Origin of the sequence: Streptococcus australis, from assembly GCF_901543175.1 — a bacterium.
GTDB lineage: Bacteria > Bacillota > Bacilli > Lactobacillales > Streptococcaceae > Streptococcus > Streptococcus australis_A.
Genome location: NZ_LR594040.1, coordinates 275,725 through 299,052 on the forward strand (window position 1 = coordinate 275,725; position 23,328 = coordinate 299,052).

18 protein-coding genes are annotated in these 23,328 nt (G+C 41.4%); 16 read left to right on the top strand and 2 right to left on the bottom strand.

All coding sequences use genetic code 11. From position 1 onward, the window contains the following. Nucleotides 1-182: 182 nt before the first annotated feature. Together pflB and FGK98_RS01575 are read left to right on the top strand one after the other, a co-directional pair. Nucleotides 183-2,498: a formate C-acetyltransferase gene (gene pflB, locus FGK98_RS01570; RefSeq protein ID WP_138101019.1), complete on the top strand. Its 2,316-nt coding sequence runs from the start codon at nt 183-185 to the stop codon at nt 2,496-2,498. 394 nt (nt 2,499-2,892) lie between these two features. Next, nucleotides 2,893-4,998, top strand: a complete 2,106-nt coding sequence (locus FGK98_RS01575; RefSeq protein WP_138099741.1) for an ATP-dependent Clp protease ATP-binding subunit — start codon at nt 2,893-2,895, stop codon at nt 4,996-4,998. 56 nt (nt 4,999-5,054) lie between these two features. On the opposite strand, the gene FGK98_RS01580 is transcribed toward FGK98_RS01575, so the two are convergent. After that, entirely contained in the window at nt 5,055-5,537 is a 483-nt protein-coding gene (locus tag FGK98_RS01580) for an S-ribosylhomocysteine lyase (protein WP_138099742.1), read from the bottom strand. A gap of 276 nt (nt 5,538-5,813) precedes the next feature. Here FGK98_RS01580 and FGK98_RS01585 point away from each other — a divergent pair, with 276 nt between their 5' ends. The 5 genes from FGK98_RS01585 to FGK98_RS01605 are packed head-to-tail and all read left to right on the top strand — an operon-like array spanning nt 5,814 to nt 9,742. Beyond that, nucleotides 5,814-6,521: an ABC transporter ATP-binding protein gene (locus FGK98_RS01585; RefSeq protein WP_138099743.1), complete on the top strand. Its 708-nt coding sequence runs from the start codon at nt 5,814-5,816 to the stop codon at nt 6,519-6,521. A gap of 1 nt (nt 6,522) precedes the next feature. Next, the gene (locus tag FGK98_RS01590) at nt 6,523-7,311 is read left to right on the top strand and encodes a lantibiotic ABC transporter permease (protein ID WP_138099744.1); all 789 of its coding nucleotides are present in this window, start codon (nt 6,523-6,525) and stop codon (nt 7,309-7,311) included. Further along, entirely contained in the window at nt 7,311-8,033 is a 723-nt protein-coding gene (locus FGK98_RS01595; protein WP_138099745.1) for a lantibiotic ABC transporter permease, read from the top strand. Before FGK98_RS01590 ends, FGK98_RS01595 begins: the two co-directional genes overlap by 1 nt. Before the next feature lie 12 nt (nt 8,034-8,045). Beyond that, nucleotides 8,046-8,744 carry a response regulator transcription factor gene (locus tag FGK98_RS01600; protein WP_138099746.1) on the top strand — a complete coding sequence of 233 codons (699 nt, stop codon included), beginning with the start codon at nt 8,046-8,048 and terminating at the stop codon, nt 8,742-8,744. Beyond that, a complete protein-coding gene (locus tag FGK98_RS01605; RefSeq protein WP_138099747.1) occupies nt 8,711-9,742 on the top strand; it encodes a sensor histidine kinase in 1,032 nt (343 codons plus the stop codon). The genes FGK98_RS01600 and FGK98_RS01605 overlap by 34 nt, the downstream gene beginning before the upstream one ends. A gap of 132 nt (nt 9,743-9,874) precedes the next feature. On the opposite strand, the gene FGK98_RS01610 is transcribed toward FGK98_RS01605, so the two are convergent. Continuing rightward, nucleotides 9,875-11,359: a DUF1846 domain-containing protein gene (locus FGK98_RS01610; RefSeq protein ID WP_138099748.1), complete on the bottom strand. Its 1,485-nt coding sequence runs from the start codon at nt 11,357-11,359 to the stop codon at nt 9,875-9,877. A gap of 152 nt (nt 11,360-11,511) precedes the next feature. Between FGK98_RS01610 and FGK98_RS01615 the strand changes: the two genes are divergently transcribed. The 9 genes from FGK98_RS01615 to FGK98_RS01655 all read left to right on the top strand — a co-directional run bounded on the left by FGK98_RS01615 (nt 11,512) and on the right by FGK98_RS01655 (nt 23,310). After that, entirely contained in the window at nt 11,512-13,122 is a 1,611-nt protein-coding gene (locus FGK98_RS01615) for a glycoside hydrolase family 13 protein (protein WP_138099749.1), read from the top strand. A 168-nt stretch (nt 13,123-13,290) separates the two neighbouring features. Further along, complete coding sequence (locus FGK98_RS01620) at nt 13,291-15,258, top strand: peptide ABC transporter substrate-binding protein (protein ID WP_138099750.1); 1,968 nt, start codon at nt 13,291-13,293, stop codon at nt 15,256-15,258. Nucleotides 15,259-15,407: 149 nt separating this feature from the next. Then, nucleotides 15,408-17,366, top strand: a complete 1,959-nt coding sequence (locus tag FGK98_RS01625) for a peptide ABC transporter substrate-binding protein (protein ID WP_138099751.1) — start codon at nt 15,408-15,410, stop codon at nt 17,364-17,366. Between the two features lie 189 nt (nt 17,367-17,555). Beyond that, nucleotides 17,556-19,001 (top strand): capsular polysaccharide--peptidoglycan transferase Cps4A, encoded by a 1,446-nt coding sequence (gene cps4A / locus FGK98_RS01630; protein WP_138099752.1) that lies wholly within the window; start codon nt 17,556-17,558, stop codon nt 18,999-19,001. 1 nt (nt 19,002) lies between these two features. Continuing rightward, complete coding sequence (cps4B, locus tag FGK98_RS01635; protein ID WP_138099753.1) at nt 19,003-19,734, top strand: capsular polysaccharide biosynthesis protein Cps4B; 732 nt, start codon at nt 19,003-19,005, stop codon at nt 19,732-19,734. 8 nt (nt 19,735-19,742) lie between these two features. Further along, complete coding sequence (cpsC, locus tag FGK98_RS01640; protein WP_138099754.1) at nt 19,743-20,435, top strand: capsular polysaccharide biosynthesis protein CpsC; 693 nt, start codon at nt 19,743-19,745, stop codon at nt 20,433-20,435. Nucleotides 20,436-20,444: 9 nt separating this feature from the next. After that, entirely contained in the window at nt 20,445-21,128 is a 684-nt protein-coding gene (locus FGK98_RS01645; RefSeq protein WP_138099755.1) for a tyrosine-protein kinase, read from the top strand. A 21-nt stretch (nt 21,129-21,149) separates the two neighbouring features. After that, nucleotides 21,150-22,517 carry a sugar transferase gene (locus FGK98_RS01650; protein ID WP_138099756.1) on the top strand — a complete coding sequence of 456 codons (1,368 nt, stop codon included), beginning with the start codon at nt 21,150-21,152 and terminating at the stop codon, nt 22,515-22,517. Next, nucleotides 22,504-23,310, top strand: a complete 807-nt coding sequence (locus FGK98_RS01655) for a DUF4422 domain-containing protein (RefSeq protein WP_455164703.1) — start codon at nt 22,504-22,506, stop codon at nt 23,308-23,310. The genes FGK98_RS01650 and FGK98_RS01655 overlap by 14 nt, the downstream gene beginning before the upstream one ends. Nucleotides 23,311-23,328: the final 18 nt, after the last annotated feature.

The following is a 23,328-nucleotide window of genomic DNA, read 5'->3' on the forward strand; positions in this document are numbered from 1 at the left end:
ATGGAAAAGGATAATCCTACTTTCAAATATATAATACAGATCGTGTTAAATAACAGACTGTATTAGAAAAGAAAGTAATAAAAAAGGCTTTTTTCGCTTGTTGAAATCGGTTACTGTATGGTATACTTGACTCATGATTGTAACAGATGGCTGTTGCTAGAAAGAAAAATGAGGACATTAACATGGTTGTTAAGACAGTTGTTGAAGCACAAGACATTTTTGACAAAGCTTGGGAAGGCTTCAAAGGCGTAGATTGGAAAGAAAAAGCAAGCGTTTCTCGCTTCGTTCAAGCTAACTACACACCTTATGATGGTGATGAAAGTTTCCTTGCTGGACCAACAGAACGTTCACTTCACATCAAAAAGATTGTAGAAGAAACTAAGGCTCACTACGAAGAAACTCGTTTCCCAATGGACACTCGTCCAACATCTATTGCTGATATTCCTGCTGGATTTATCGACAAAGAAAACGAAGTGATCTTCGGTATCCAAAATGATGAACTCTTCAAATTGAACTTCATGCCAAAAGGTGGTATCCGTATGGCTGAAACTACTTTGAAAGAAAATGGATACGAACCAGATCCAGCTGTTCACGAAATCTTCACTAAATACGTAACAACAGTGAACGACGGTATCTTCCGTGCCTACACTTCAAACATCCGTCGTGCTCGCCACGCTCACACTGTAACTGGTCTTCCAGATGCATACTCACGTGGACGTATCATCGGTGTTTACGCACGTCTTGCTCTTTATGGTGCAGACTACTTGATGCAAGAAAAAGTAAACGACTGGAACTCGGTCGAAGAAATTGATGAAGAAACAATCCGTCTTCGTGAAGAAATCAACCTTCAATACCAAGCATTGCAACAAGTTGTTCGCTTGGGTGATCTTTACGGAGTTGATGTTCGCAAACCAGCGATGAACGTTAAAGAAGCAATCCAATGGGTTAATATCGCCTTCATGGCTGTCTGCCGTGTAATCAACGGTGCTGCTACATCTCTAGGTCGTGTGCCAATCGTGTTGGACATCTTTGCAGAACGTGACCTTGCTCGTGGTACATTTACTGAATCAGAAATCCAAGAATTCGTTGATGATTTCGTTATGAAACTTCGTACAGTTAAATTTGCTCGTACAAAAGCATATGACCAATTATACTCAGGTGACCCAACCTTCATCACAACTTCTATGGCTGGTATGGGTAACGACGGTCGTCACCGTGTTACTAAGATGGACTATCGTTTCTTGAACACTCTTGATAACATCGGTAACTCTCCAGAGCCAAACTTGACAGTTCTTTGGACTGACAAATTGCCATACAACTTCCGTCGCTACTGTATGCATATGAGCCACAAACACTCTTCTATCCAATACGAAGGTGTAACTACAATGGCTAAAGACGGATACGGAGAGATGAGCTGTATCTCATGCTGTGTGTCACCACTTGACCCAGAAAACGAAGAACAACGCCACAACATCCAGTACTTCGGTGCTCGCGTAAACGTGTTGAAAGCCCTTCTTACTGGTTTGAATGGTGGTTACGACGATGTTCACAAAGACTACAAAGTATTTGACATCGAACCAATCCGTGACGAAGTTCTCGAATTTGAATCAGTTAAAGCCAACTTCGAAAAATCTCTTGACTGGTTGACTGACACTTACGTAGATGCTTTGAACATCATCCACTACATGACTGACAAGTACAACTACGAAGCTGTTCAAATGGCCTTCTTGCCAACTAAACAACGCGCTAACATGGGATTCGGTATCTGTGGATTTGCGAATACAGTTGATACATTGTCAGCTATCAAGTACGCTACAGTTAAACCAATCCGTGACGAAAATGGCTACATCTACGATTACGAAACAATCGGTGAATACCCACGTTGGGGTGAAGATGACCCACGTTCAAACGAATTGGCAGAATGGTTGATCGAAGCTTATACAACTCGTCTACGTAGCCACAAACTATACAAAGACGCAGAAGCTACAGTATCACTTTTGACAATCACATCTAACGTTGCTTACTCTAAACAAACTGGTAACTCACCAGTCCACAAAGGTGTATACCTCAACGAAGATGGTTCTGTGAACTTGTCTAAACTTGAATTCTTCTCACCAGGTGCTAACCCATCTAACAAAGCTAAAGGTGGATGGTTGCAAAACTTGAACTCACTTGCGAGTCTTGACTTTAGTTATGCGGCTGACGGTATCTCATTGACAACTCAAGTATCACCACGTGCTCTTGGTAAGACTCGTGACGAACAAGTTGATAACTTGGTAACAATCCTTGATGGTTACTTCGAAAATGGTGGACAACACGTTAACTTGAACGTTATGGACTTGAACGATGTTTACGAAAAGATCATGTCAGGTGAAGACGTTATCGTACGTATCTCTGGATACTGTGTAAACACTAAATACCTCACACCAGAACAAAAAACTGAATTGACACAACGTGTCTTCCACGAAGTTCTTTCAATGGATGATGCATTGAGCTAATATTCAATTAGAATAATAAGAAGGCCAGTCGATATGACTGGCTTTTTGCGTCCTTGAAAAATTTTAAAAAAATTAGTCAAATTTGGTCAAAAAGTTATTGACTTTTACTGACCAATGTGATATAGTAGAAACATAAGGAAAATGAATTCCTTAAAAGGCTCATTTTCAACGAATTAGTCTTTGAGAATGAGGTATAGAATCCCGAGAAAGGGGTGAGGCCTATGTTTAATCTAACAGACTTTGAAAAGAAGATGATAAAAGGCTTATTTAAAAAAGAAAAACCAGAAATTATACGTAGAGTAGTCAGATAGCTAGTCTAAATTTTTTAAAACAAAGGTCAAAGATAGTCAATATCAGAGATCGCAAATCATAAACAATAAATGAGGTAAAAAATATGAACAACAACTTTAATAACTTTAACAACATGGATGATTTATTTAATCAATTGATGGGTGGTATGCGAGGGTACAGTTCTGAAAACCGTCGCTACTTGATTAATGGACGAGAAGTGACACCTGAGGAATTTGTTCAGTATCGTGCAACTGGGAAATTACCAGGAAATGCAGAATCTGATGCGCAAATGCAACAACATGCTTCAGGTATGAAACAAGACGGCGTCCTTGCTAAACTGGGCCGTAACTTGACAGCGGAAGCTCGTGAGGGCAAGTTGGATCCTGTAATCGGACGAAACAAGGAAATTCAAGAAACATCTGAAATCCTCTCACGTCGTACCAAGAACAATCCTGTTCTAGTAGGAGATGCAGGTGTTGGTAAGACAGCAGTTGTCGAAGGCCTAGCGCAAGCCATTGTGAACGGAGATGTTCCAGCTGCTATTAAGAACAAGGAAATCATTTCCATTGATATCTCAGGTCTCGAGGCTGGTACTCAATACCGTGGTAGCTTTGAAGAAAATGTGCAAAATCTAGTCAACGAAGTGAAAGAAGCAGGAAATATTATCCTCTTCTTTGATGAAATTCACCAAATTCTTGGTGCTGGTAGCACTGGTGGTGATAGTGGCTCTAAGGGGCTCGCAGATATTCTCAAGCCAGCTCTTTCCCGTGGTGAGTTGACCGTTATTGGAGCGACAACTCAGGATGAATACCGCAACACTATCTTGAAGAATGCAGCTCTTGCTCGTCGTTTCAACGAAGTCAAGGTCAATGCTCCTTCGGCTGAAGATACTTTCAAAATCCTTCAAGGAATCCGTGATCTCTATCAACAACACCACAATGTCATCTTGCCAGACGAGGTCTTGAAAGCAGCAGTGGATTATTCGATCCAATACATTCCTCAACGTAGTTTGCCTGATAAGGCTATCGACCTTGTCGATGTAACGGCAGCTCACTTGGCAGCTCAACATCCTGTAACAGATGTGCATGCTGTTGAACGGGAGATTGAGGCAGAAAAAGACAAGCAAGAAAAGGCAGTGGAGGCAGAAGATTTTGAAGCAGCTCTCAATGCTAAAACACGCATTGCAGAATTAGAGAAAAAAGTCGAAAACCACACAGAAGACATGAAAGTGACTGCCACTGTCAATGATGTGGCCGAGTCCGTAGAGCGTATGACTGGTATCCCAGTGTCTCAAATGGGGGCATCTGATATCGAACGCCTAAAAGATATGGCCCATCGCTTGGAACACAAGGTAATCGGCCAAGATAAGGCGGTTGAAGCTGTAGCTCGTGCTATCCGTCGTAACCGTGCTGGTTTTGATGAAGGCAATCGCCCAATCGGTAGCTTCCTATTTGTAGGGCCTACTGGAGTTGGTAAGACAGAACTTGCTAAGCAATTGGCACTGGATATGTTTGGAACCAAGGATGCGATCATCCGCTTGGATATGTCTGAATACAGTGACCGCACAGCTGTATCTAAGCTGATCGGTACAACAGCCGGTTATGTAGGATATGATGACAACAGCAATACCTTGACAGAACGTGTTCGTCGCAATCCATACTCTATCATTCTCTTGGACGAAATTGAAAAGGCTGATCCTCAAGTAATCACCCTTCTCCTCCAAGTCCTAGATGATGGTCGTTTAACTGATGGTCAAGGAAATACAGTGAACTTCAAGAACACTGTCATTATCGCGACATCAAACGCTGGATTTGGCTATGAAGCCAACTTGACAGAAGATGCGGATAAACCAGAATTGATGGATCGTTTGAAACCATTCTTCCGTCCAGAGTTCCTTAACCGCTTTAACGCTGTTATCGAGTTCTCACACTTAACTAAGGAAGATCTTTCTAAGATTGTGGACTTGATGTTGGCTGAGGTCAACCAAACCTTGGCTAAGAAAGACATTGATTTGGAGGTCAGCCAAGCAGCTAAGGACTTTATCACAGAAGAAGGTTATGACGAAGTCATGGGTGTTCGTCCTCTCCGTCGTGTAGTTGAACAACAAATCCGTGATAAGGTGACGGACTTCCATTTGGATCATCTAGATGCCAAACATCTGGAAGCAGATATGGAAGATGGCGTCTTGGTCATTCGTGAAAAAGCCTAACTTAAGATTTTGAGAAAAAATAAGGAACTAGCTAAAAAGCTGGTTCCTTTTTGTGTTTAGATGATATGGCGCTCAAAGGCATCATCTGAGATTCCTTGTTCCAAGATGAGTTTCGCCCATTCTTTAGCAGAAAAGAGGCTGTGGTCCTTGTAGTTTCCGCAAGATTCGATGCTTGTCCCTGGGACATCTTCCCAAGTAGTGGTTTCAGCAATTTCTTTGAGCGAATCCTTGATAACAGCCGCGATTTCAGCACTGGTATGGTGACCCCACATAATCATGTGGAAGCCTGTCCGGCAGCCAAAGGGTGAACAGTCAATCATACCGTCAATGCGGGAACGGATGAGTTTGGCTAAGAGGTGTTCGATAGTGTGAAGGCCAGCGGTAGGGATAGAGTCTTCATTTGGTTGCACCAAGCGAATATCAAAGTTGGAGATGACATCTCCCTTTGGCCCTGTTTCTTCCCCAATCAAGCGAACATAGGGTGCTTTGACAATGGTGTGGTCAAGTTCAAAACTTTCAACAATAACTTCTTTTGACATGGTCGTTCCTTTCAGTTTTCTTCTTTCATTATATCATAAAGCCTGCTCTTGATGGAGTTTAATAAATGACTTTTTGGTATAACAAAGTCTCCATACAAAACTCGCAGAATTATAAAGAAAGAATGGGGTAAAGGAAAAGAAAAACTGAGTTCTTTCTAATGAAGTTAGAGCGACTTTTGAAAGGTGGGATCAACTTTTAGAATTTCTGCTTAATCTCTGAACTAATTCTGAACTAGATTGGGTATACTGGAGAAAATAAAGATAAAGGAGTTCAGTATGGAACATATGGTGAAAATAGAAGGAGTCTGCAAAAAGCATGGCAGCAAGCAGATTTTAGAAGATATTTCTTTTACAGCTAGAAGCGGTCGGATTACAGCTTTTCTAGGCCCAAATGGTGCAGGGAAAAGTTCGACCTTGAGGATTCTCTTGGGATTAGATCGGGCGACAGCAGGGACTGCGACTTTTGATGGACAAACCTATCAGTCAATGACCTATCCACTCAGAACGGTAGGTGCAGCCTTTGATGGCATTGGCGGTTTGCCAAATCGTAAGGTCTATGATCACCTGCGAATTATTGCGGCGAGCAATGCTATTCCCAAGCCTCGGATTGATGAGGTTTTGGAGATGACTGGAATTGCTCATAAGAGAAAGGACCTCTTATCAAGCCTGTCTCTGGGGGAAGGTCAGCGCTTGGGTTTGGCTGCAGCTTTGCTGGGTGATCCTCAGTTTCTTATATTAGATGAGCCGACTAATGGACTGGATCCAAGTGGGATTAAGTGGTTTAGAAAGTTCATCCGTCAGCAGGCTGATTTAGGGAAAACGGTACTTCTATCTTCTCATATCCTATCAGAGGTGCAAATGGTGACAGATGATGTAGTCTTGATTCATCATGGGCGAATTATTGAGCAGGGACAATTGGAAGAGGTACTGCAAGATTCAGACAGTCTAGAAGATCTCTTCTTTGATTTGACAGAGGAGGTTTAAGATGAAAGAAACGATGTCCTTATTGCATTCAGAATGGTTGAAAATCCGCTCAACCAAGGCTTTCAGAGTGAGTATGGCATTCATCCTACTCTTGGTGCCTGCCGTATCCTGGCTGGAGGGTCGACAGTATTTATCTGTCGGCTTGGATGCCACACCTGAGACTGTTCCCGGCCTCGCAGAAGCCATTGACCCACTGGAGTATCTAGGCCTCAATGGGGCTTCTATGGCGGGCATGGTTTTGGTCATCTTAGCTGGAATTTTGGGGGCTATGGAATTTCAGTCTCATAGCTTGAGAACCAGTCTTTTATCCTGTAATAACCGCCTGAAGCTGCTTGTCGGAAAACTCATGACCTTTGCTTGCTTTTCTCTTACCACTAGCTTTTTATCGATTTACTTTAGTTATATGGTCATGCATCTGGCTTTAGGAAAGGAAGGGCTTAATCCGATTCTGCTCAATCAGGCTGCTTGGAGTCTGATTTTGTGGAAAACCTTATCTCTAACCCTATTGGGAATTCTTTCGTTTTTGTTAGGTTTATTGGCTCGGACCATGTTAGTTCCTCTGCTTTTTCTCGTGCCACAGATCTATAATCTAGGAAACTACCTGGCATCTCACACGAGTTGGGGAGCTTATTTGCCACAGCCAGCAGGAGAGTTGTTTACTGCAACGCCAACTTCCCAATATGTCAACAATCCCTTGCAAGGGCTGTTGATACTTGGCGCATGGATACTAATCATCGGCGGCATGACTTCTCTGCGCTTTTTGAAGACGGATTTAGGAGGGCGCTACTGATGATAAAAGCTCTGCTTAGAAGTGAATGGATTAAGTTCCGTTCTTACTATCTCGCTCTTGGTGCAGCCTTGGTGGCTATGGTAGCTGTTCCATTTTTTCTGATGAATCTTGACTACAGTCAGACAGCAGTTGGTCAGACGAAGGCTCTGAGCGAGGTTTTGCATGCCCTCTATCTGGCGCAGCCTGTCATCGTCATCTTCACTTCTCTCTATTTTGCCCAAGAGTTTGTCAAGTCTGGGATGCGAACGAATTTTCTAACCGTATCAAATAGAAAGGCTTGGTTGGCTGGGAAATTCCTTTTTCTGACCTTGCTGCTCTTGTTTCTCTACAGTGTCATGATAGGCAGCTGTTTCCTTGTTATGCTGGCTCGTTTTGACCTAGACTTTAGCTGGTCCTTACTGGGGAAATTCTTCTATTACAGCTCTTTTGGTCTTCTCAGCAATATTTTTCTGGCTTTTTTAACTGCGGGCCTCGCTTTGCTATTTCAATCTTGGGTTGTGCCGATGTCGGTGCTCTTTCCTCTCCTGATTGGACTCAGCCGTTTATTGGCAACTTTTATCCAGGAAGCAAAATACCTGCCCGATCTGGCTACGCTAAATCTTTTTGACTATGAAGGGCTTCAGCATTCAATAGATTTATCAGGGTTGGGAATACAGCTGTTCTGGTTAGCTTTGGTTTGGAGCTCTGCTATATTCTTAACCTTGAAACAAGATGTTCGCTAGAGGTATGCTATAATGGAAAATATGAGACAGTATCGTATTTTGGTGGTTGATGACGACCGGAGCATTTTGAAACTGGTGAAAAACGTCCTAGAGCTCGATGCTTATGATGTGACGACGCTTGATTGGATAGAAGAGCTAGAGCTGACACATTTTGTCGGATATGACTTGATTCTGCTGGATGTGATGATGGAGCCTGTTAATGGTTTTGAGCTGTGTTCCTACATTCGTCCTCATCTTTCTTGCCCAATCATATTTCTGACGGCTAAGGAGTTGGAGGCGGACAAGGTGGAAGGGCTCTTTCGCGGAGCAGATGACTATATTGTCAAACCTTTTGGAACCAAAGAATTGCTGGCGCGTGTCAGAGCGCATATTCGGCGGGAGGAAAGACGGGAGGAGCGCTATTCTGAAGTTGCTTCTTGCCAATTTTATCCAGAGCGCTATGAAGTGGCCTGTTTTGGTAAAGTCTTGAAATTTTCAGAGCGAGAGTTTAAATTGCTGCATTTACTAGCTAGCAATCCCAAGCAGACCTTTTCAGCTGAACGCCTGCATACCTTACTTTACCCAGAAAGTTCAGAAACACAGCTTCGCTCCATCTCAGAATATGTATATCAGATTCGCCAAAAATGCAAACAAGAAGGGCTGCAAGCAATCGCAACAGTGAGAGGAGTAGGCTATAGATGGCAATTAGAACCCGAAATTTCAAAAGCCTAGTCTGGACAACCAGTTTAAAAATCGTCTTTTTTCATGTTTTGATTTTTGTGCTTATCGGCTATGAATTTACACAAGGCAGCGATTATGTCCTTTTCACCTTGTTCTTTTGGGCAGGGAGCTTACTGCTGATTACTTTTTATCATATTTTGAAATTGCTCCGAAAAATCGACAGGGAAATAAAAATGCTAAAGAGCGAGAAGCTTTTAGAAGAAAATCAAAGTCAGCTTTTTCGGATTGAGGAGATGCTAGAAGTCTACAGCGATTTACGAAGCAGCCACCAAGAAAATGCTCGTCTTCTAGAAAAAGAGCAGCGGCATAATCAGGAGTTGATTTTACAGCTATCAGCGACATCGCACGATTTGAAGACGCCCCTAACTGTGATTAAGGGGAATGCTGAGCTCTTGGAGTTGGCGCAGTTGAGCCAGCCGCAGGCAGACTATGCTGCTGAGATTTTGCAGGCCAGTCACAAGATGGAAGAGTATTGTGGCTCTTTGATTGATTACGCTAAGACTTTTCAGATTGATTCTAATCAGTTCAGTCAGCTTTCCTTAGAGGACTTTTTGGCTGATCTCCAGGACGATTGGGCACTGTTCAGCAAACAGGAAAGCTATCGTTTTTCTCTCCAAGAAGATTGTGAGCCTGGTCTGATTTTGTCAGTTCATTTGGACTATCTCAAGCGAGCTTTGATCAATATTTTACTGAATGCGCTTGAACATGCTGACCCGGATCAAAAGGAAGTGAAGCTGACGGTATCAGTGCAGCAGGATCAGTTGGTTTTTGCTATCTGGAACAACGGCCCTGCATTTTCAAAGGAGATGCTGCTGGGAGCGGAACAGCTCTTTTACCAGAGTGACCAAAGCCGCAATTCAGCTAATCCCCATCATGGTATCGGCTTAGCCTTTTCTAAGCAGGTCGCTCTCTTGCATGGTGGTCGTCTGACCCTGCTCAATCCAGACCAAGGAGGAGCCTGTGTTGAGTTGGCAATTTCATTGAAATAAATGAGGATGAAAAAATCATAAAAACGCATAATATCAAGTGTTCAAAAGCCTTGATATTATGCGTTTTATCTTTTATCATGTAAAGATTTACTGGATTTTTACCCAAATTGAGTTTTATCCAGCCTCGTTTATTTACTTGCGATACAAGCGATCGTATTGGTAGTAAGGGTCAAAGGTCACGTTGATACCGAGTTTACGAAGGACGTTCTTGTCTTCATCGGTCAAGATGATGGTTGAGTGGGCTTCGCTTCCTTTGAGGTTACCAAGTTCTTTCATTGCGCGCGCAGCATCAGGATTTTCCATGGCTGTAATGGCAAGGGCAATGAGAATTTCATTTGAATGCAGGCGCGGATTACGGCTACCGAGATGATTGATTTTAAGGCCTTGGATTGGTTTGACGACTTCAGGTTCAATCAATTTCACTTCTTTAGCGATGTTAGCAGATTTCTTGATGGCGTTGATCAAGGCAGCCGCTGTAGGACCAAAGAGTTCGGAGTTTTTACCAGTGACAATGTCGCCTGATGGCAATTCGAGAGCTAGGGCAGGACCGCCAGTTTCTTCTGCTTTTTGACGAGCGGCGACAGCAACTTTACGGTCTGCAGGTGTGATGCCGAGGTCGTTCATGAGCAACTCGATTTTCTTGACAGCAGATTCCCCAACTTTTTCGGCTTTGAAATCAAGAACGGTTTGATAGTAACGGCGGATGATTTCTTGTTTAGAAGCTTCGATAGCAGCCTCATTATCAGTAATAGCAAAACCAACCATGTTGACACCCATATCTGTCGGCGAAGCGTATGGAGACTCACCGAGAATGCGCTCTAACATGCGCTTGAGCACTGGGAAAATTTCGATATCACGGTTGTAGTTGACTGTGGTTTCTCCGTAGGTTTGGAGATGGAAGGGGTCAATCATGTTGACATCATCTAGGTCTGCTGTAGCAGCCTCGTAGGCCAAGTTAACTGGATGATGAAGGGGAAGGTTCCAGACTGGGAAGGTTTCAAACTTAGCGTAACCAGATTTGATACCGTTGATTTGGTCGTGGTACATATTGGACATACAAGTTGCCAATTTTCCAGAACCAGGTCCAGGAGCGGTTACGACAATTAAGTTGCGACTGGTTTTGATGTAGTCGTTTTTCCCCATTCCCTCAGGTGAAATAATGTGATCCATATCCGTTGGATATCCTTTGATTGGATAATGAAGATAAGAATCAATTCCGTTTTTCTCGAGCTGGTTACGGAAGGCATCTGCAGCGGGTTGACCTGCGTATTGTGTAATGACAACAGAGCCGACAAAGATTCCCAGTTCATTAAATTTATCAATCAAACGAAGAACTTCTTGGTCATAAGAAATGCCTAGGTCGCCACGTGCTTTGGAATGCTCGATATTACTAGCGTTAATAGCAATCACAACCTCAACTTGCTCCTTCAACTCCTGCAAGAGCTTGATTTTGTTGTCAGGTTCATAGCCAGGCAATACACGAGCAGCGTGGAAATCTTCTAACATTTTGCCACCAAACTCTAGGTAAAGCTTGCCGTCAAATTGGTTAATGCGCTCCAAAATGTGGTCGCGCTGTAGATTTAAATATTGTTCAGAACTAAAAGCTTGTTTTTTCATTTTTTTACCTCTGACCTCTATTATATAAAAAAAATGGGAATTAGGAAACTACGGAGCTAAAAAAGAAATCAAAAAGATTAGGCGAACGCTTGCACAAAGTTTTAAAAAGCGCTATCATAGATTATAGATTATTAAAATATTGAGGTAAACAGATGCAAGAAAAATGGTGGCACAATGCCGTAGTCTATCAAGTCTATCCTAAGAGCTTTATGGATAGTAATGGAGATGGAATTGGCGATTTGCCAGGAATTACGAGTAAGTTAGACTATCTAGCCAAGCTAGGGATTACAGCGATTTGGCTTTCACCCGTTTATGACAGCCCTATGGATGATAATGGCTATGATATTGCTGATTATCAAGCGATTGCGGCTATTTTTGGAACTATGGAGGATATGGATGAACTGATCGCAGAAGCTAAGAAGCATGATATCCGTATCATCATGGACTTGGTGGTCAATCATACCTCGGATGAGCATGCTTGGTTTGTCGAGGCCTGTGAAAACCCTGACAGCCCCGAGCGAGACTACTATATCTGGCGGAATGAGCCTAACAATCTAGACTCTATCTTTAGTGGGTCTGCTTGGGAATACGATGAAAAGTCAGGTCAATACTATCTTCACTTTTTCAGTAAGAAACAGCCCGATCTCAACTGGGAAAATGAAAAACTCCGCCAGAAAATTTATGAGATGATGAACTTCTGGATTGATAAAGGGATTGGCGGTTTCCGTATGGATGTCATTGATATGATTGGTAAGATTCCTGATGAGAAAGTAGTCAATAACGGGCCTATGCTTCATCCCTATCTCAAGGAGATGAACCAAGCGACCTTTGGGGATAAAGATCTCTTGACAGTAGGAGAGACTTGGGGGGCGACGCCAGAAATTGCCAAGCTTTACTCTGATCCAAAGGGCCAAGAATTGTCTATGGTCTTCCAGTTTGAGCACATCTGTCTTCAGTATCAGGAAGGGCAACCTAAATGGCACTATCAAAAAGAACTGAATATCAGTAAGTTGAAAGAAATTTTCAACAAATGGCAGACAGAGTTAGGAGTTGAAGACGGATGGAATTCCCTCTTCTGGAACAATCATGACCTCCCTCGTATTGTCTCTATCTGGGGAAATGACCAAGAATACCGTGAAAAATCTGCTAAAGCCTTTGCAATCCTGCTTCATCTCATGAGAGGGACACCTTATATCTACCAGGGTGAGGAGATTGGGATGACAAACTATCCGTTTGAAACACTGGATCAAGTAGAAGATATTGAATCCCTCAACTATGCGCGTGAGGCTCTTGAAAAAGGCGTTTCGCTAGAGGAGATTATGGACAGCATCCGTGTCATTGGTCGGGACAATGCCCGCACTCCGATGCAATGGGATGAAAGCAAAAATGCTGGCTTCTCAACAGGTAAACCTTGGTTGGCAGTTAATCCAAACTACGAAAAAATCAACGTTCAAGAAGCTCTGGCAAATCCAGATTCTATTTTCTATACTTATCAAAAACTCGTTCAAATCCGTAAGGAGAATAGTTGGCTGATTCGAGCTGATTTTGAATTGCTTGATACGGCTGATAAGGTCTTTGCCTATATCCGTAAGGACGGCGATCGCCGCTTCCTAGTTGTGGCTAATTTGTCCAATGAAAAACAAAACTTTTCAATAGAAGGAAAAGTTAAATCTGTCTTGATTGAAAACACCGCGGCTAAAGAAGCACTTGAGAAACAGGTCTTGGCTCCATGGGATGCCTTCTGTGTGGAAATGACTGACTAAAATGAGCAAACCTCAAGCTTTTGAAGCTTGAGGTTTTTTACTAAAAATTGTGTAGAAAAATCTTAAAAAAATATTTGTTAGAATTTTCTAAAAAATCATCCAAAAGTCCTTGCTTTTATGAAAAAATAGGGTATAATGGTGGAAACACTATCTTAAAGGAGATTACTTATGAGATCGAAAAAGTGGCTCTTAGGAGCAGGTGCTGTCTTGAGTGCGGCCCTTCTGTTAACCGCTTGTGGGCAAAGCGAAAAAAAGGCTGATGCTCCCAAGACATTTTCTTATGTCTATGCTATGGATCCATCATCTTTGGACTACAGCGTGACGAGCAAGAGCTCAACTTCTGACGTTATAGCCAACGTTGTCGATGGCCTTTTGGAAAATGATAAGTATGGAAATTTAATTCCATCACTTGCAGAAGACTGGTCCGTTTCTAAAGATGGCTTGACCTATACCTACAAACTTCGTAAGGGAGTCAAATGGTATACTTCTGAGGGGGAAGAGTATGCTGAAGTCAAGGCTCAGGACTTTGTTACTGGTCTGAAACACGCAGCTGATGGCAAATCAGACGGCCTCTCTCTTCTTCAAGATTCTATCAAAGGTTTGGCTGCCTACATCAGTGGTGAAAGCAATGACTTTTCTACTGTAGGAGTGAAAGCTGTTGACGATTACACGGTTGAATATACGCTCAACAAACCAGAAAGTTTCTGGAACTCTAAAGTTACAACTGCTACCATGCTTCCAGTTAATGAAGAATTCTTGAATTCTAAAGGGAGCGACTACGGTGCACCAACACCATCAAGTATTCTTTATAACGGCCCTTATCTTTTGAAATCATTGACTTCAAAATCAGTCATCGAGTATGAAAAGAATCCAAACTATTGGGACAAGGACAATGTTAAGATTGACAACATCAAGCTAACCTTCTATGATGGTTCCGACCAAGAATCCTTGATTCGTAGCTTTACACAAGGTGCCTATACAACAGCTCGTCTCTTCCCAACAAGCTCAAACTTTGAGTCAACTAAGAAAGAGTACGGAGATAAGATTGTCTACAGTCCACAAGAAGCTACAAGCTACTACCTCACTGTTAACGTAAACCGCCAGTCTTACAATAAAACAGCCAAAACCGACGAGGCTCAAAAAACATCAACAAAAGAAGCTCTTCTCAACAAGAACTTCCGTCAGGCCTTGAACTTTGCCCTTGATCGTCACGCTTATACGGCTCAGTTGAATGGTGAAGAAGGTGCGGACAAAATTATCCGTAATAGTCTAGTTCCTCATGACTACGTTCAAGTAGGTGAAAAGACATTTGGAGAGTTGGCACAGGCAGAGTTGGTTTCTTATGGAGACCAATGGAAAGATGTAGCCCTTACAGATGGTAAGGATACGCTTTACAGTCCTGAAAAAGCCAAGGCAGCCTTTGCTAAAGCTAAGGAAGAATTGCAGGCTAAGGGTGTGACCTTCCCAATCCGTTTGGATGTTCCAGTTGAACAGACCGATGTCATTGCTGTTCAACAAACTAACTCACTCAAGCAGTCTATCGAATCAACACTTGGTACGGAGAATGTCATTGTCGATGTCCTTCAAATGACCGATAATGAGAAAATGAGCATTACTTCTCAAGCTAAGGTTCCAGCACAAAAAGACTATGACCTGAATGGAACTGGTTGGGGACCAGACTATCAAGACCCAGCTACCTACCTAAACATTCTTGATGCTAAGAAGGGCTCTGCCCTTAAACACTTGGGTATCACTCGCGGAAAAGATCCAGAAGTGATGGCTCAAGTTGGTCTAGACAAATACAAGAAACTCTTGGATGATGCCGCAGCTGAAACAAGCGATCTCAATAAGCGTTATGAGAAATATGCTAAAGCTCAAGCTTGGGTATCTGATAGCTCGCTCTTGATCCCAGTTGCCTCTTCAGGTGGTTCTCCAACTGTTAGCCGTACTGTACCATTCACAAAAGCATACTCTCAAGTCGGAATTAAGGGAGATCCATTTGTGTTCAAAGGTTTGGAATTGCAAAATGATGTCGTGACTACAAAAGAATACGAAGAAGCTCTCAAGAAATGGCAGAAAGAAAAGATTGAAACAAATGCCAAATACCAAAAAGAGCTAGAAAAACACGTTAAATAGTCTATAAAAGAAAAGGAAGTTGCAGAAAATCTGTACTTCCTTTTTCTGGTTTTGAGACATCAGTCGTCGTAAAACTAGGAACTTTACAATTTAGGATAAATTTGATAAAATATGGTTATGTTATAAAAAGTGACATAAAGGAGTAAAGGATGAACATGAAAAAAAGACTCATCGGAACGGGTCTTGTCCTAGCTACAGGGATTTTACTGACAGCTTGTGGACAGTCAAATACTGATACAAGCACTTTCTCATCAACATTTAGTGCGAATCCAACGACATTTAACTATCTTTTAGACTATTATGCAGATAACACTTCCGTGATTACTAATCTTGTGGATGGTTTGCTAGAAAATGATAGCTATGGAAATCTAACGCCAGCTCTAGCTGAAGACTGGTCAGTTTCGGCAGATAGTTTGACCTATACCTATAAACTCAGAAAAGATGCCAAGTGGTATACTGCTGATGGAGAAGAGTACGCTCCAGTTAAAGCCCAAGACTTTGTCACTGGGATTAAGTATGCTGCGGACAACAAGGGGCAAGCCATGGATCTCATCCAAAACTCTATCAAGGGATTGAATGACTATGTGACAGGTGCGACCAATGACTTCACAACAGTTGGTGTGAAAGCCTTGGATGACTATACGGTTGAGTACACTTTGACTCGACCAGAGCCCTACTGGAACTCAAAGACAACTAACAGTATCCTTTTCCCAGCTAACGAAGAGTTCTTGAAGTCAAAGGACAAAGAATTTGGAACCTTGACGCCAAATAGCATTCTTTACAATGGGCCTTACTTGTTAAAAGATTTCACATCAAAATCTTCCATCGAGTATGTGAAGAATCCTAACTACTATGATCATGACAAGGTAACTATTGAGAAAGTTAAATTAGCATATTTTGATGGCTCTGATCAGGAGATGACCATTCGAAACTTTGAAAGTGGCGCCTATACGCTTGCGGGAGTCTATCCAAATAGCTCGAGCTATGCCAAGACGAAAGAAAAATACCAAGACAATATCGTTTATAGCTTACAAGACAAGACTTCTTGGTACTTCAACTTTAACGTTAACCGTAAAGCCTATAACCATACTGCAAAAACATCAGATCAACAAAAGAACTCAACTCAAACAGCGATTTTAAATAAGAATTTCCGTCAGGCCTTGAACTTTGCCATCGATCGTACGACCTACTCTGCCCAATCTAACGGTCAAGAAGCGGCAAGTAAGACCCTTCGAAATACCCTTGTTCCCCCTACTTTTGTCCAGGTGGGAGATAAGACCTTTGGAGAAGTAACAGCTTCAAAGCTTGTGAACTACGGAACTGAGTGGTCAGGAATCAACTTGGCGGATGCCCAAGACGGTTACTTCAACAAGGAAAAGGCCCAAGCAAAATTTGCGGAAGCTAAAAAGGAATTGGAAGCCCAAGGGGTTACCTTCCCGATCCATTTGGATGTCCCAGTTGATCAAACCAATAAAAATGCGGTTTCGGGTATGAATTCACTTAAACAGACACTTGAAACAGTATTAGGTTCTGAGAATATCGTCATTGATGTTCAACAGCTTTCAACGGATGACTTTGGGAATGTCGCTTTCCTAGCACCAAATCCAGCAGCTCGTGATTACGATTTGAACTTTGATGGCTGGGTTGGTGATTATCAAGATCCGTCAACTTATCTGGATCCATTTAATGCCGAAGATGGTTTTTATCTCAAAATTTTCGGTCTAGATGCTAAGGAAGATCAAGAATTGATCAAGAGTCTAGGATTAGATACCTATACAAAACTTCTAAAAGAAGCAGATGCTGAGAATCAAGACGTCGCTAAGCGTTATGAAAAATACGCTGAAGCTCAAGCTTGGATGATTGACAATTCTCTAGTCATGTCTGCTATGTCAAATGGTGGTACAGCCTCTGTAACCAAAGTAACTCCATTCACACGTGCCTACTCTCTAGTGGGAATAAAAGGTGATGGAAACAACTACAAGTACATGAGACTACAAAAAGATCCTGTTACCAAGAAACAATTTGATGAAGCCAAGACTAAGTGGGAAGAAGAAAGAAAAAAAGCCATCGAACAAAGTCAAAAAGAATTTGAAAATCATATCAAATAAAAAGTTGAAATAAGGTCTCTTGCAAGGGACCTTATTTTTGTTTGCTCAAGCCCCTAAATAATGAAAACGGTCACTTCGAAATATAGCTAAGAAAAAATGAATGAAAACGCTGAGAATTGTGGGAATAAATGGAATTTACCTTACTTTTGTGATATAATTACTTTAATTATTATAGTATAGGGGAGTGTCATGACGAAACGTTCAAAGAGATCTCGCTCGGGGAGAGTAAAGCGAAGCGTTAACATAGCCTTGTTAGCTGTTTATCTATTGTTGGCTGGCTTTTTATTGTTTTTGATTTTTAAATACCATATCCTTGCTTTTAGATATCTTAATCTAGCGGCAACTGCGTTAGTCCTACTAGTTGCCTTAGTAGGGCTACTCTTGATTATCTATAAAAAAGCTGAAAAATTTACTATTTTTCTGTTGGTGTTCTCTATCCTTGTCAGCTCTGTGTCGCTCTTTGCAGTACAGCAGTTTGTTGGACTGACCAATCGTTTAAATGCGACTTCTAATTACTCAGAATATTCGATCAGTGTCGCTGTTTTAGCAGATAGTGAGATTGGGAATGTTACGCAACTGACGAGTGTGACAGCACCGACTGGGACTGATAATGAAAACATCCAAAAACTACTAGCTGATATCAAATCAAGTCAGAATACCGATTTGACGGTCGACCAGAGTTCGTCTTACTTGGCGGCTTACAAGAGTCTGATTGCAGGAGATACCAAAGCCATTGTCTTAAATAGTGTCTTTGAAAATATCATCGAGTCAGAGTATCCAGACTACGCGTCAAAGATTAAAAAGATTTATACCAAGGGATTCACCAAAAAAGTAGAAGCTCCTAAAACTTCAAAGAGTCAGTCTTTCAATATCTATGTTAGTGGAATTGACACCTATGGTCCTATTAGTTCGGTGTCGCGTTCAGACGTCAATATCCTGATGACTGTCAATCGAGATACCAAGAAAATCCTCTTGACTACAACGCCGCGTGATGCCTATGTACCAATCGCAGATGGTGGAAATAATCAAAAAGATAAATTGACTCATGCGGGCATTTATGGAGTTGATTCGTCCATTCACACCTTAGAAAATCTCTATGGAGTGGATATCAATTACTATGTGCGATTGAACTTCACTTCGTTTTTGAAATTGATTGATTTGTTGGGTGGAATTGATGTTTATAATGATCAAGAATTTACTGCCCATACGAATGGAAAGTATTACCCTGCAGGCAATGTTCATCTTGATTCAGAACAGGCTCTCGGTTTTGTTCGTGAGCGCTACTCCCTAGCAGATGGCGATCGTGATCGCGGGCGCAATCAACAAAAGGTGATTGTGGCTATCCTTCAAAAATTAACGTCAACCGAAGCACTGAAAAATTATAGTACGATCATTGATAGCTTGCAAGATTCTATCCAAACAAATATGCCACTTGAGACCATGATGAATTTGGTCAATGCTCAGTTAGAAAGTGGTGGAACTTACAAAGTGAATTCGCAAGACTTGAAAGGTACAGGACGGATGGATCTTCCTTCCTATGCGATGCCAGATAGTAACCTTTACATGATGGAAATTGACGACAGTAGCCTTGCATCTGTCAAAGCTGCTATTCAAGACGTGTTGGAGGGAAAATGAAATGATTGATATTCATTCGCACATTGTCTTTGATGTAGATGATGGCCCCAAGTCAAGAGAGGAAAGCAAGGCTCTCTTGACAGAAGCCTACAGGCAGGGGGTGCGAACCATTGTCTCTACCTCTCATCGTCGCAAGGGCATGTTTGAAACTCCGGAAGAGAAGATAGCAGAAAACTTTCTACAGGTTCGGGAAATAGCTAAGGAAGTGGCGAGTGACTTGGTCATTGCTTATGGGGCTGAAATTTACTACACACCAGATGTTCTGGATAAGCTGGAAAAAAAGCGGGTTCCAACTCTTAATGATAGTCGTTATGCCTTGATAGAGTTTAGTATGAACACCCCTTATCGCGATATTCATAGTGCCTTGAGCAAGATCTTGATGTTGGGAATTACTCCAGTCATTGCCCACATTGAGCGCTATGATGCTCTTGAAAATAATGAAAAACGCGTTCGAGAACTGATCGATATGGGCTGTTACACGCAAGTAAATAGTTCACATGTCCTCAAACCCAAACTTTTTGGAGAACGTTATAAATTCATGAAAAAAAGAGCTCAGTATTTTTTAGAGCAGGATTTGGTTCATGTCATTGCAAGTGATATGCACAATCTAGACGGTAGACCTCCTCATATGGCAGAAGCATATGACCTTGTTTCCCAAAAATACGGAGAAGCGAAGGCTCAGGAACTTTTTATAGACAACCCTCGAAAAATTATAATGGATCAACTAATTTAGGAGAAATGATGAAAGAACAAAACACGATAGAAATCGATGTATTTCAATTACTTAAAACCTTGTGGAAACGCAAGCTAATGATTTTATTAGTGGCACTTGTGACAGGTGCGGGAGCTTTTGCATATAGCACTCTTATTGTTAAGCCAGAATATACGAGTACCACGCGTATTTACGTAGTCAACCGTAATCAAGGAGACAAGCCGGGGCTGACAAATCAGGACTTGCAGGCAGGATCTTATCTGGTAAAAGACTACCGTGAAATTATCCTTTCGCAGGATGTATTGGAAAAAGTAGCGACAAATTTGAAATTGGATATGCCATCAAAAACGTTAGCTAGTAAAGTTCAAGTGACTGTACCAGCTGACACTCGTATCGTCTCAATCTCTGTCAAGGATAAACAACCAGAGGAAGCCAGTCGCATCGCTAATTCTCTACGAGAAGTTGCTGCAGAAAAGATTATCGCTGTAACGCGAGTATCTGATGTAACGACACTTGAAGAAGCGCGACCAGCTACGACTCCCTCATCTCCAAATGTTCAACGCAATTCCTTGTTAGGTTTTCTTGGAGGAGCAGTCGTAACAGTAATTGCTGTTCTTTTGATTGAGTTGCTCGACACCCGTGTGAAACGTCCTGAAGATGTCGAAGATGTACTGCAAATTCCACTTCTAGGGGTCGTTCCAGATTTGGACAAAATGAAATAGGAGGAAGTTATGCCAACGTTAGAAATCTCACAGGCAAAATTGGATCTTGTAAAAAAGGCAGAGGAGTATTATAATGCTTTGTGCACGAACCTACAGTTAAGTGGAGATGATTTGAAAGTATTTTCTATCACTTCTGTGAAATCAGGAGAAGGAAAATCAACGACTTCCACCAATATCGCTTGGGCTTTTGCGCGTGCAGGTTACAAAACGCTGCTGATTGATGGAGATATTCGCAATTCTGTTATGTCAGGTGTCTTTAAAGCAAGGGATAAAATTACAGGTCTGACAGAATTTTTATCAGGGACTACAGACCTGTCACAGGGGCTTTGTGATACCAATATCGAAAATCTCTTTGTCATTCAGGCTGGCTCTGTGTCACCAAATCCGACAGCTCTTCTTCAAAGTAAGAATTTCAGTACAATGCTTGAAACCTTGCGTAAATATTTTGACTATATCATTGTAGATACTGCTCCTGTCGGTGTTGTGATTGATGCGGCTATCATTACGCGAAAATGCGATGCCTCTATTTTAGTGACAGCAGCAGGTAAAACAAATCGACGGGATATTCAAAAAGCGAAGGAACAGTTGGAACAAACTGGGAAGCCGTTTTTAGGAGTTGTGTTGAATAGATTCGATACTTCAGTGGACAAATACGGTTCTTATGGAAATTATGGAGATTACGGAAAAAAATAAAAAATAGGTTGGGGGATAGAGATGAATGGAAAAGTAGTAAAGCCTTCATTGGCCATAATCCAGAGTTTTCTTGTTATTTTATTGACTTATCTGCTTAGCGCTGTGAGGGAAACGGAGATTGTTTCAACAACAGCTATTGCACTTTATATCCTCCATTATTTTGTCTTTTATATCAGTGATTATGGACAAGATTTCTTTAAAAGGGGATATTTGATTGAACTTGTCCAGACATTGAAGTATATCCTATTCTTTGCGCTAGCGATTAGTATTTCTAATTTTTTCTTAGAAGATCGATTTAGTATTTCCAGACGAGGCATGATTTACTTCCTCACATTACATGCTCTTTTAGTCTATGTGCTAAACCTATTTATCAAGTGGTATTGGAAGCGAGCTTATCCCAATTTTAAAGGAAGTAAGAAGATTCTCCTACTTACAGCAACTTCTCGTGTCGAAAAGGTACTGGATAGATTAATAGAATCAAATGAGGTTGTTGGGGAGTTGGTAGCCGTCAGTGTCTTAGATAAACCAGACTTTCAGCATAATTCTTTAAAGGTAGTAGCAGAGGAGGAGATAGTAGACTTTGCGACTCATGAGGTAGTCGATGAAGTCTTTATCAATCTTCCGAGTGAAAAATACAATATTGGAGAGCTTGTCTCTCAGTTTGAAACGATGGGAATTGATGTAACAGTCAATCTAAATGCTTTTGATCGTAGTTTGGCACGTAACAAGCAAATTCGTGAGATGGCAGGATTAAACGTTGTGACTTTTTCTACAACATTTTATAAGACGAGCCACGTGATTGCTAAGCGGATTATTGATATCGTGGGTGCATTGGTAGGGCTGATACTATGTGGTCTAGTCAGTGTTGTACTGGTTCCTTTGATTCGAAAGGATGGGGGCTCTGCTATTTTTGCTCAGACGCGTATAGGAAAAAATGGGCGCCACTTCACTTTTTACAAGTTTCGCTCTATGTGTGTAGATGCCGAGGCGAAAAAAAGAGAACTCATGGAACAAAATACCATGCAGGGTGGAATGTTTAAGGTGGATGATGACCCACGTATCACGAAAATTGGTCGCTTTATACGGAAGACTAGCTTGGACGAGCTGCCACAGTTTTATAATGTTCTAAAGGGAGATATGAGTTTGGTTGGTACACGACCACCAACAGTGGATGAATATGAGCACTATACCCCAGAACAAAAACGTCGTCTAAGTTTTAAACCTGGTATAACAGGGTTATGGCAGATTAGCGGACGAAGTGAGATCAAGAATTTCGATGAGGTTGTCAAATTAGATGTGGCCTATATAGACGGTTGGACAATCTGGAAAGACATTGAAATTTTATTGAAGACAGTTAAAGTTGTATTTATGAGAGATGGAGCGAAGTAGATTGATAGATGTAAAAGTCATTGTAGCAACACACAAGAAGGCTAGAATGCCTCACGATAATACTCTTTATCTTCCAATACATGTTGGGAGAGAAGGAAAATCAGATATCGGTTTTATTGGAGATAATACTGGTGATAATATTTCATCTTTAAATCCATATTATTGTGAATTAACAGGACTTTACTGGGCGTGGAAGAACTTAGACTGTGATTATCTAGGTTTGGTACACTATCGCCGTTATTTTACCAAAAGATCACAAAGATATTCAGATTATATCAGTATGGATGAAGTTATTTTATCTCGAGATGATTTAGATAATCTTCTTTTGACAAATGATGTTCTGGTTCCTAAGAAGAGGCGATATTATATTGAAACACTCTATTCTCACTATGCTCACACCTTGGATGGAAATCATCTTCATATTTCTCGTGATGTAATTAAAGAGTTAAGCCCAGAATATTTAACGGCCTTTGATAAGGTCATGAAGCAACGTAGTGGTTACATGTTCAATATGTTTATTATGAAAAAAGATTTGGCAAATCAGTATTTTTCTTGGTTATTTCCTATTTTAGACAAGATGTATGAGCAAATAGATGTATCCCAGTTAACACCGTTTGAAGCTAGGCTATTCGGTCGTGTTAGTGAATTATTATTTAATGTGTGGTTGAAACATAAGGACATTAAGCCAAAAGAGCTTCCATTTATGTATATGGAAAAGGTGGATTTGTTTGAAAAAGGGAAATCCTTCTTAATGGCAAAATTTTTTGGAAAGAAGTATGGTCAGAGTTTTTAGATAGGGATGAACAATAAG

What these genes read in the sequence shown, in the direction of transcription:
- FGK98_RS01655 (WP_455164703.1), top strand. Translation starts at nt 22,504, where the DNA reads ATGGAGCGAAGTAGATTGATAGATGTAAAAGTCATTGTAGCAACACAC.
- cpsC (WP_138099754.1), top strand. Translation starts at nt 19,743, where the DNA reads ATGAAAGAACAAAACACGATAGAAATCGATGTATTTCAATTACTTAAA.
- FGK98_RS01595 (WP_138099745.1), top strand. Translation starts at nt 7,311, where the DNA reads ATGATAAAAGCTCTGCTTAGAAGTGAATGGATTAAGTTCCGTTCTTAC.
- FGK98_RS01585 (WP_138099743.1), top strand. Translation starts at nt 5,814, where the DNA reads ATGGAACATATGGTGAAAATAGAAGGAGTCTGCAAAAAGCATGGCAGC.
- FGK98_RS01605 (WP_138099747.1), top strand. Translation starts at nt 8,711, where the DNA reads ATGGCAATTAGAACCCGAAATTTCAAAAGCCTAGTCTGGACAACCAGT.
- FGK98_RS01650 (WP_138099756.1), top strand. Translation starts at nt 21,150, where the DNA reads ATGAATGGAAAAGTAGTAAAGCCTTCATTGGCCATAATCCAGAGTTTT.
- FGK98_RS01615 (WP_138099749.1), top strand. Translation starts at nt 11,512, where the DNA reads ATGCAAGAAAAATGGTGGCACAATGCCGTAGTCTATCAAGTCTATCCT.
- cps4B (WP_138099753.1), top strand. Translation starts at nt 19,003, where the DNA reads ATGATTGATATTCATTCGCACATTGTCTTTGATGTAGATGATGGCCCC.
- FGK98_RS01590 (WP_138099744.1), top strand. Translation starts at nt 6,523, where the DNA reads ATGAAAGAAACGATGTCCTTATTGCATTCAGAATGGTTGAAAATCCGC.
- FGK98_RS01625 (WP_138099751.1), top strand. Translation starts at nt 15,408, where the DNA reads ATGAACATGAAAAAAAGACTCATCGGAACGGGTCTTGTCCTAGCTACA.
- FGK98_RS01600 (WP_138099746.1), top strand. Translation starts at nt 8,046, where the DNA reads ATGGAAAATATGAGACAGTATCGTATTTTGGTGGTTGATGACGACCGG.
- FGK98_RS01610 (WP_138099748.1), bottom strand. Translation starts at nt 11,359, where the DNA reads ATGAAAAAACAAGCTTTTAGTTCTGAACAATATTTAAATCTACAGCGC.
- pflB (WP_138101019.1), top strand. Translation starts at nt 183, where the DNA reads ATGGTTGTTAAGACAGTTGTTGAAGCACAAGACATTTTTGACAAAGCT.
- FGK98_RS01620 (WP_138099750.1), top strand. Translation starts at nt 13,291, where the DNA reads ATGAGATCGAAAAAGTGGCTCTTAGGAGCAGGTGCTGTCTTGAGTGCG.
- FGK98_RS01575 (WP_138099741.1), top strand. Translation starts at nt 2,893, where the DNA reads ATGAACAACAACTTTAATAACTTTAACAACATGGATGATTTATTTAAT.
- cps4A (WP_138099752.1), top strand. Translation starts at nt 17,556, where the DNA reads ATGACGAAACGTTCAAAGAGATCTCGCTCGGGGAGAGTAAAGCGAAGC.
- FGK98_RS01645 (WP_138099755.1), top strand. Translation starts at nt 20,445, where the DNA reads ATGCCAACGTTAGAAATCTCACAGGCAAAATTGGATCTTGTAAAAAAG.
- FGK98_RS01580 (WP_138099742.1), bottom strand. Translation starts at nt 5,537, where the DNA reads ATGTCAAAAGAAGTTATTGTTGAAAGTTTTGAACTTGACCACACCATT.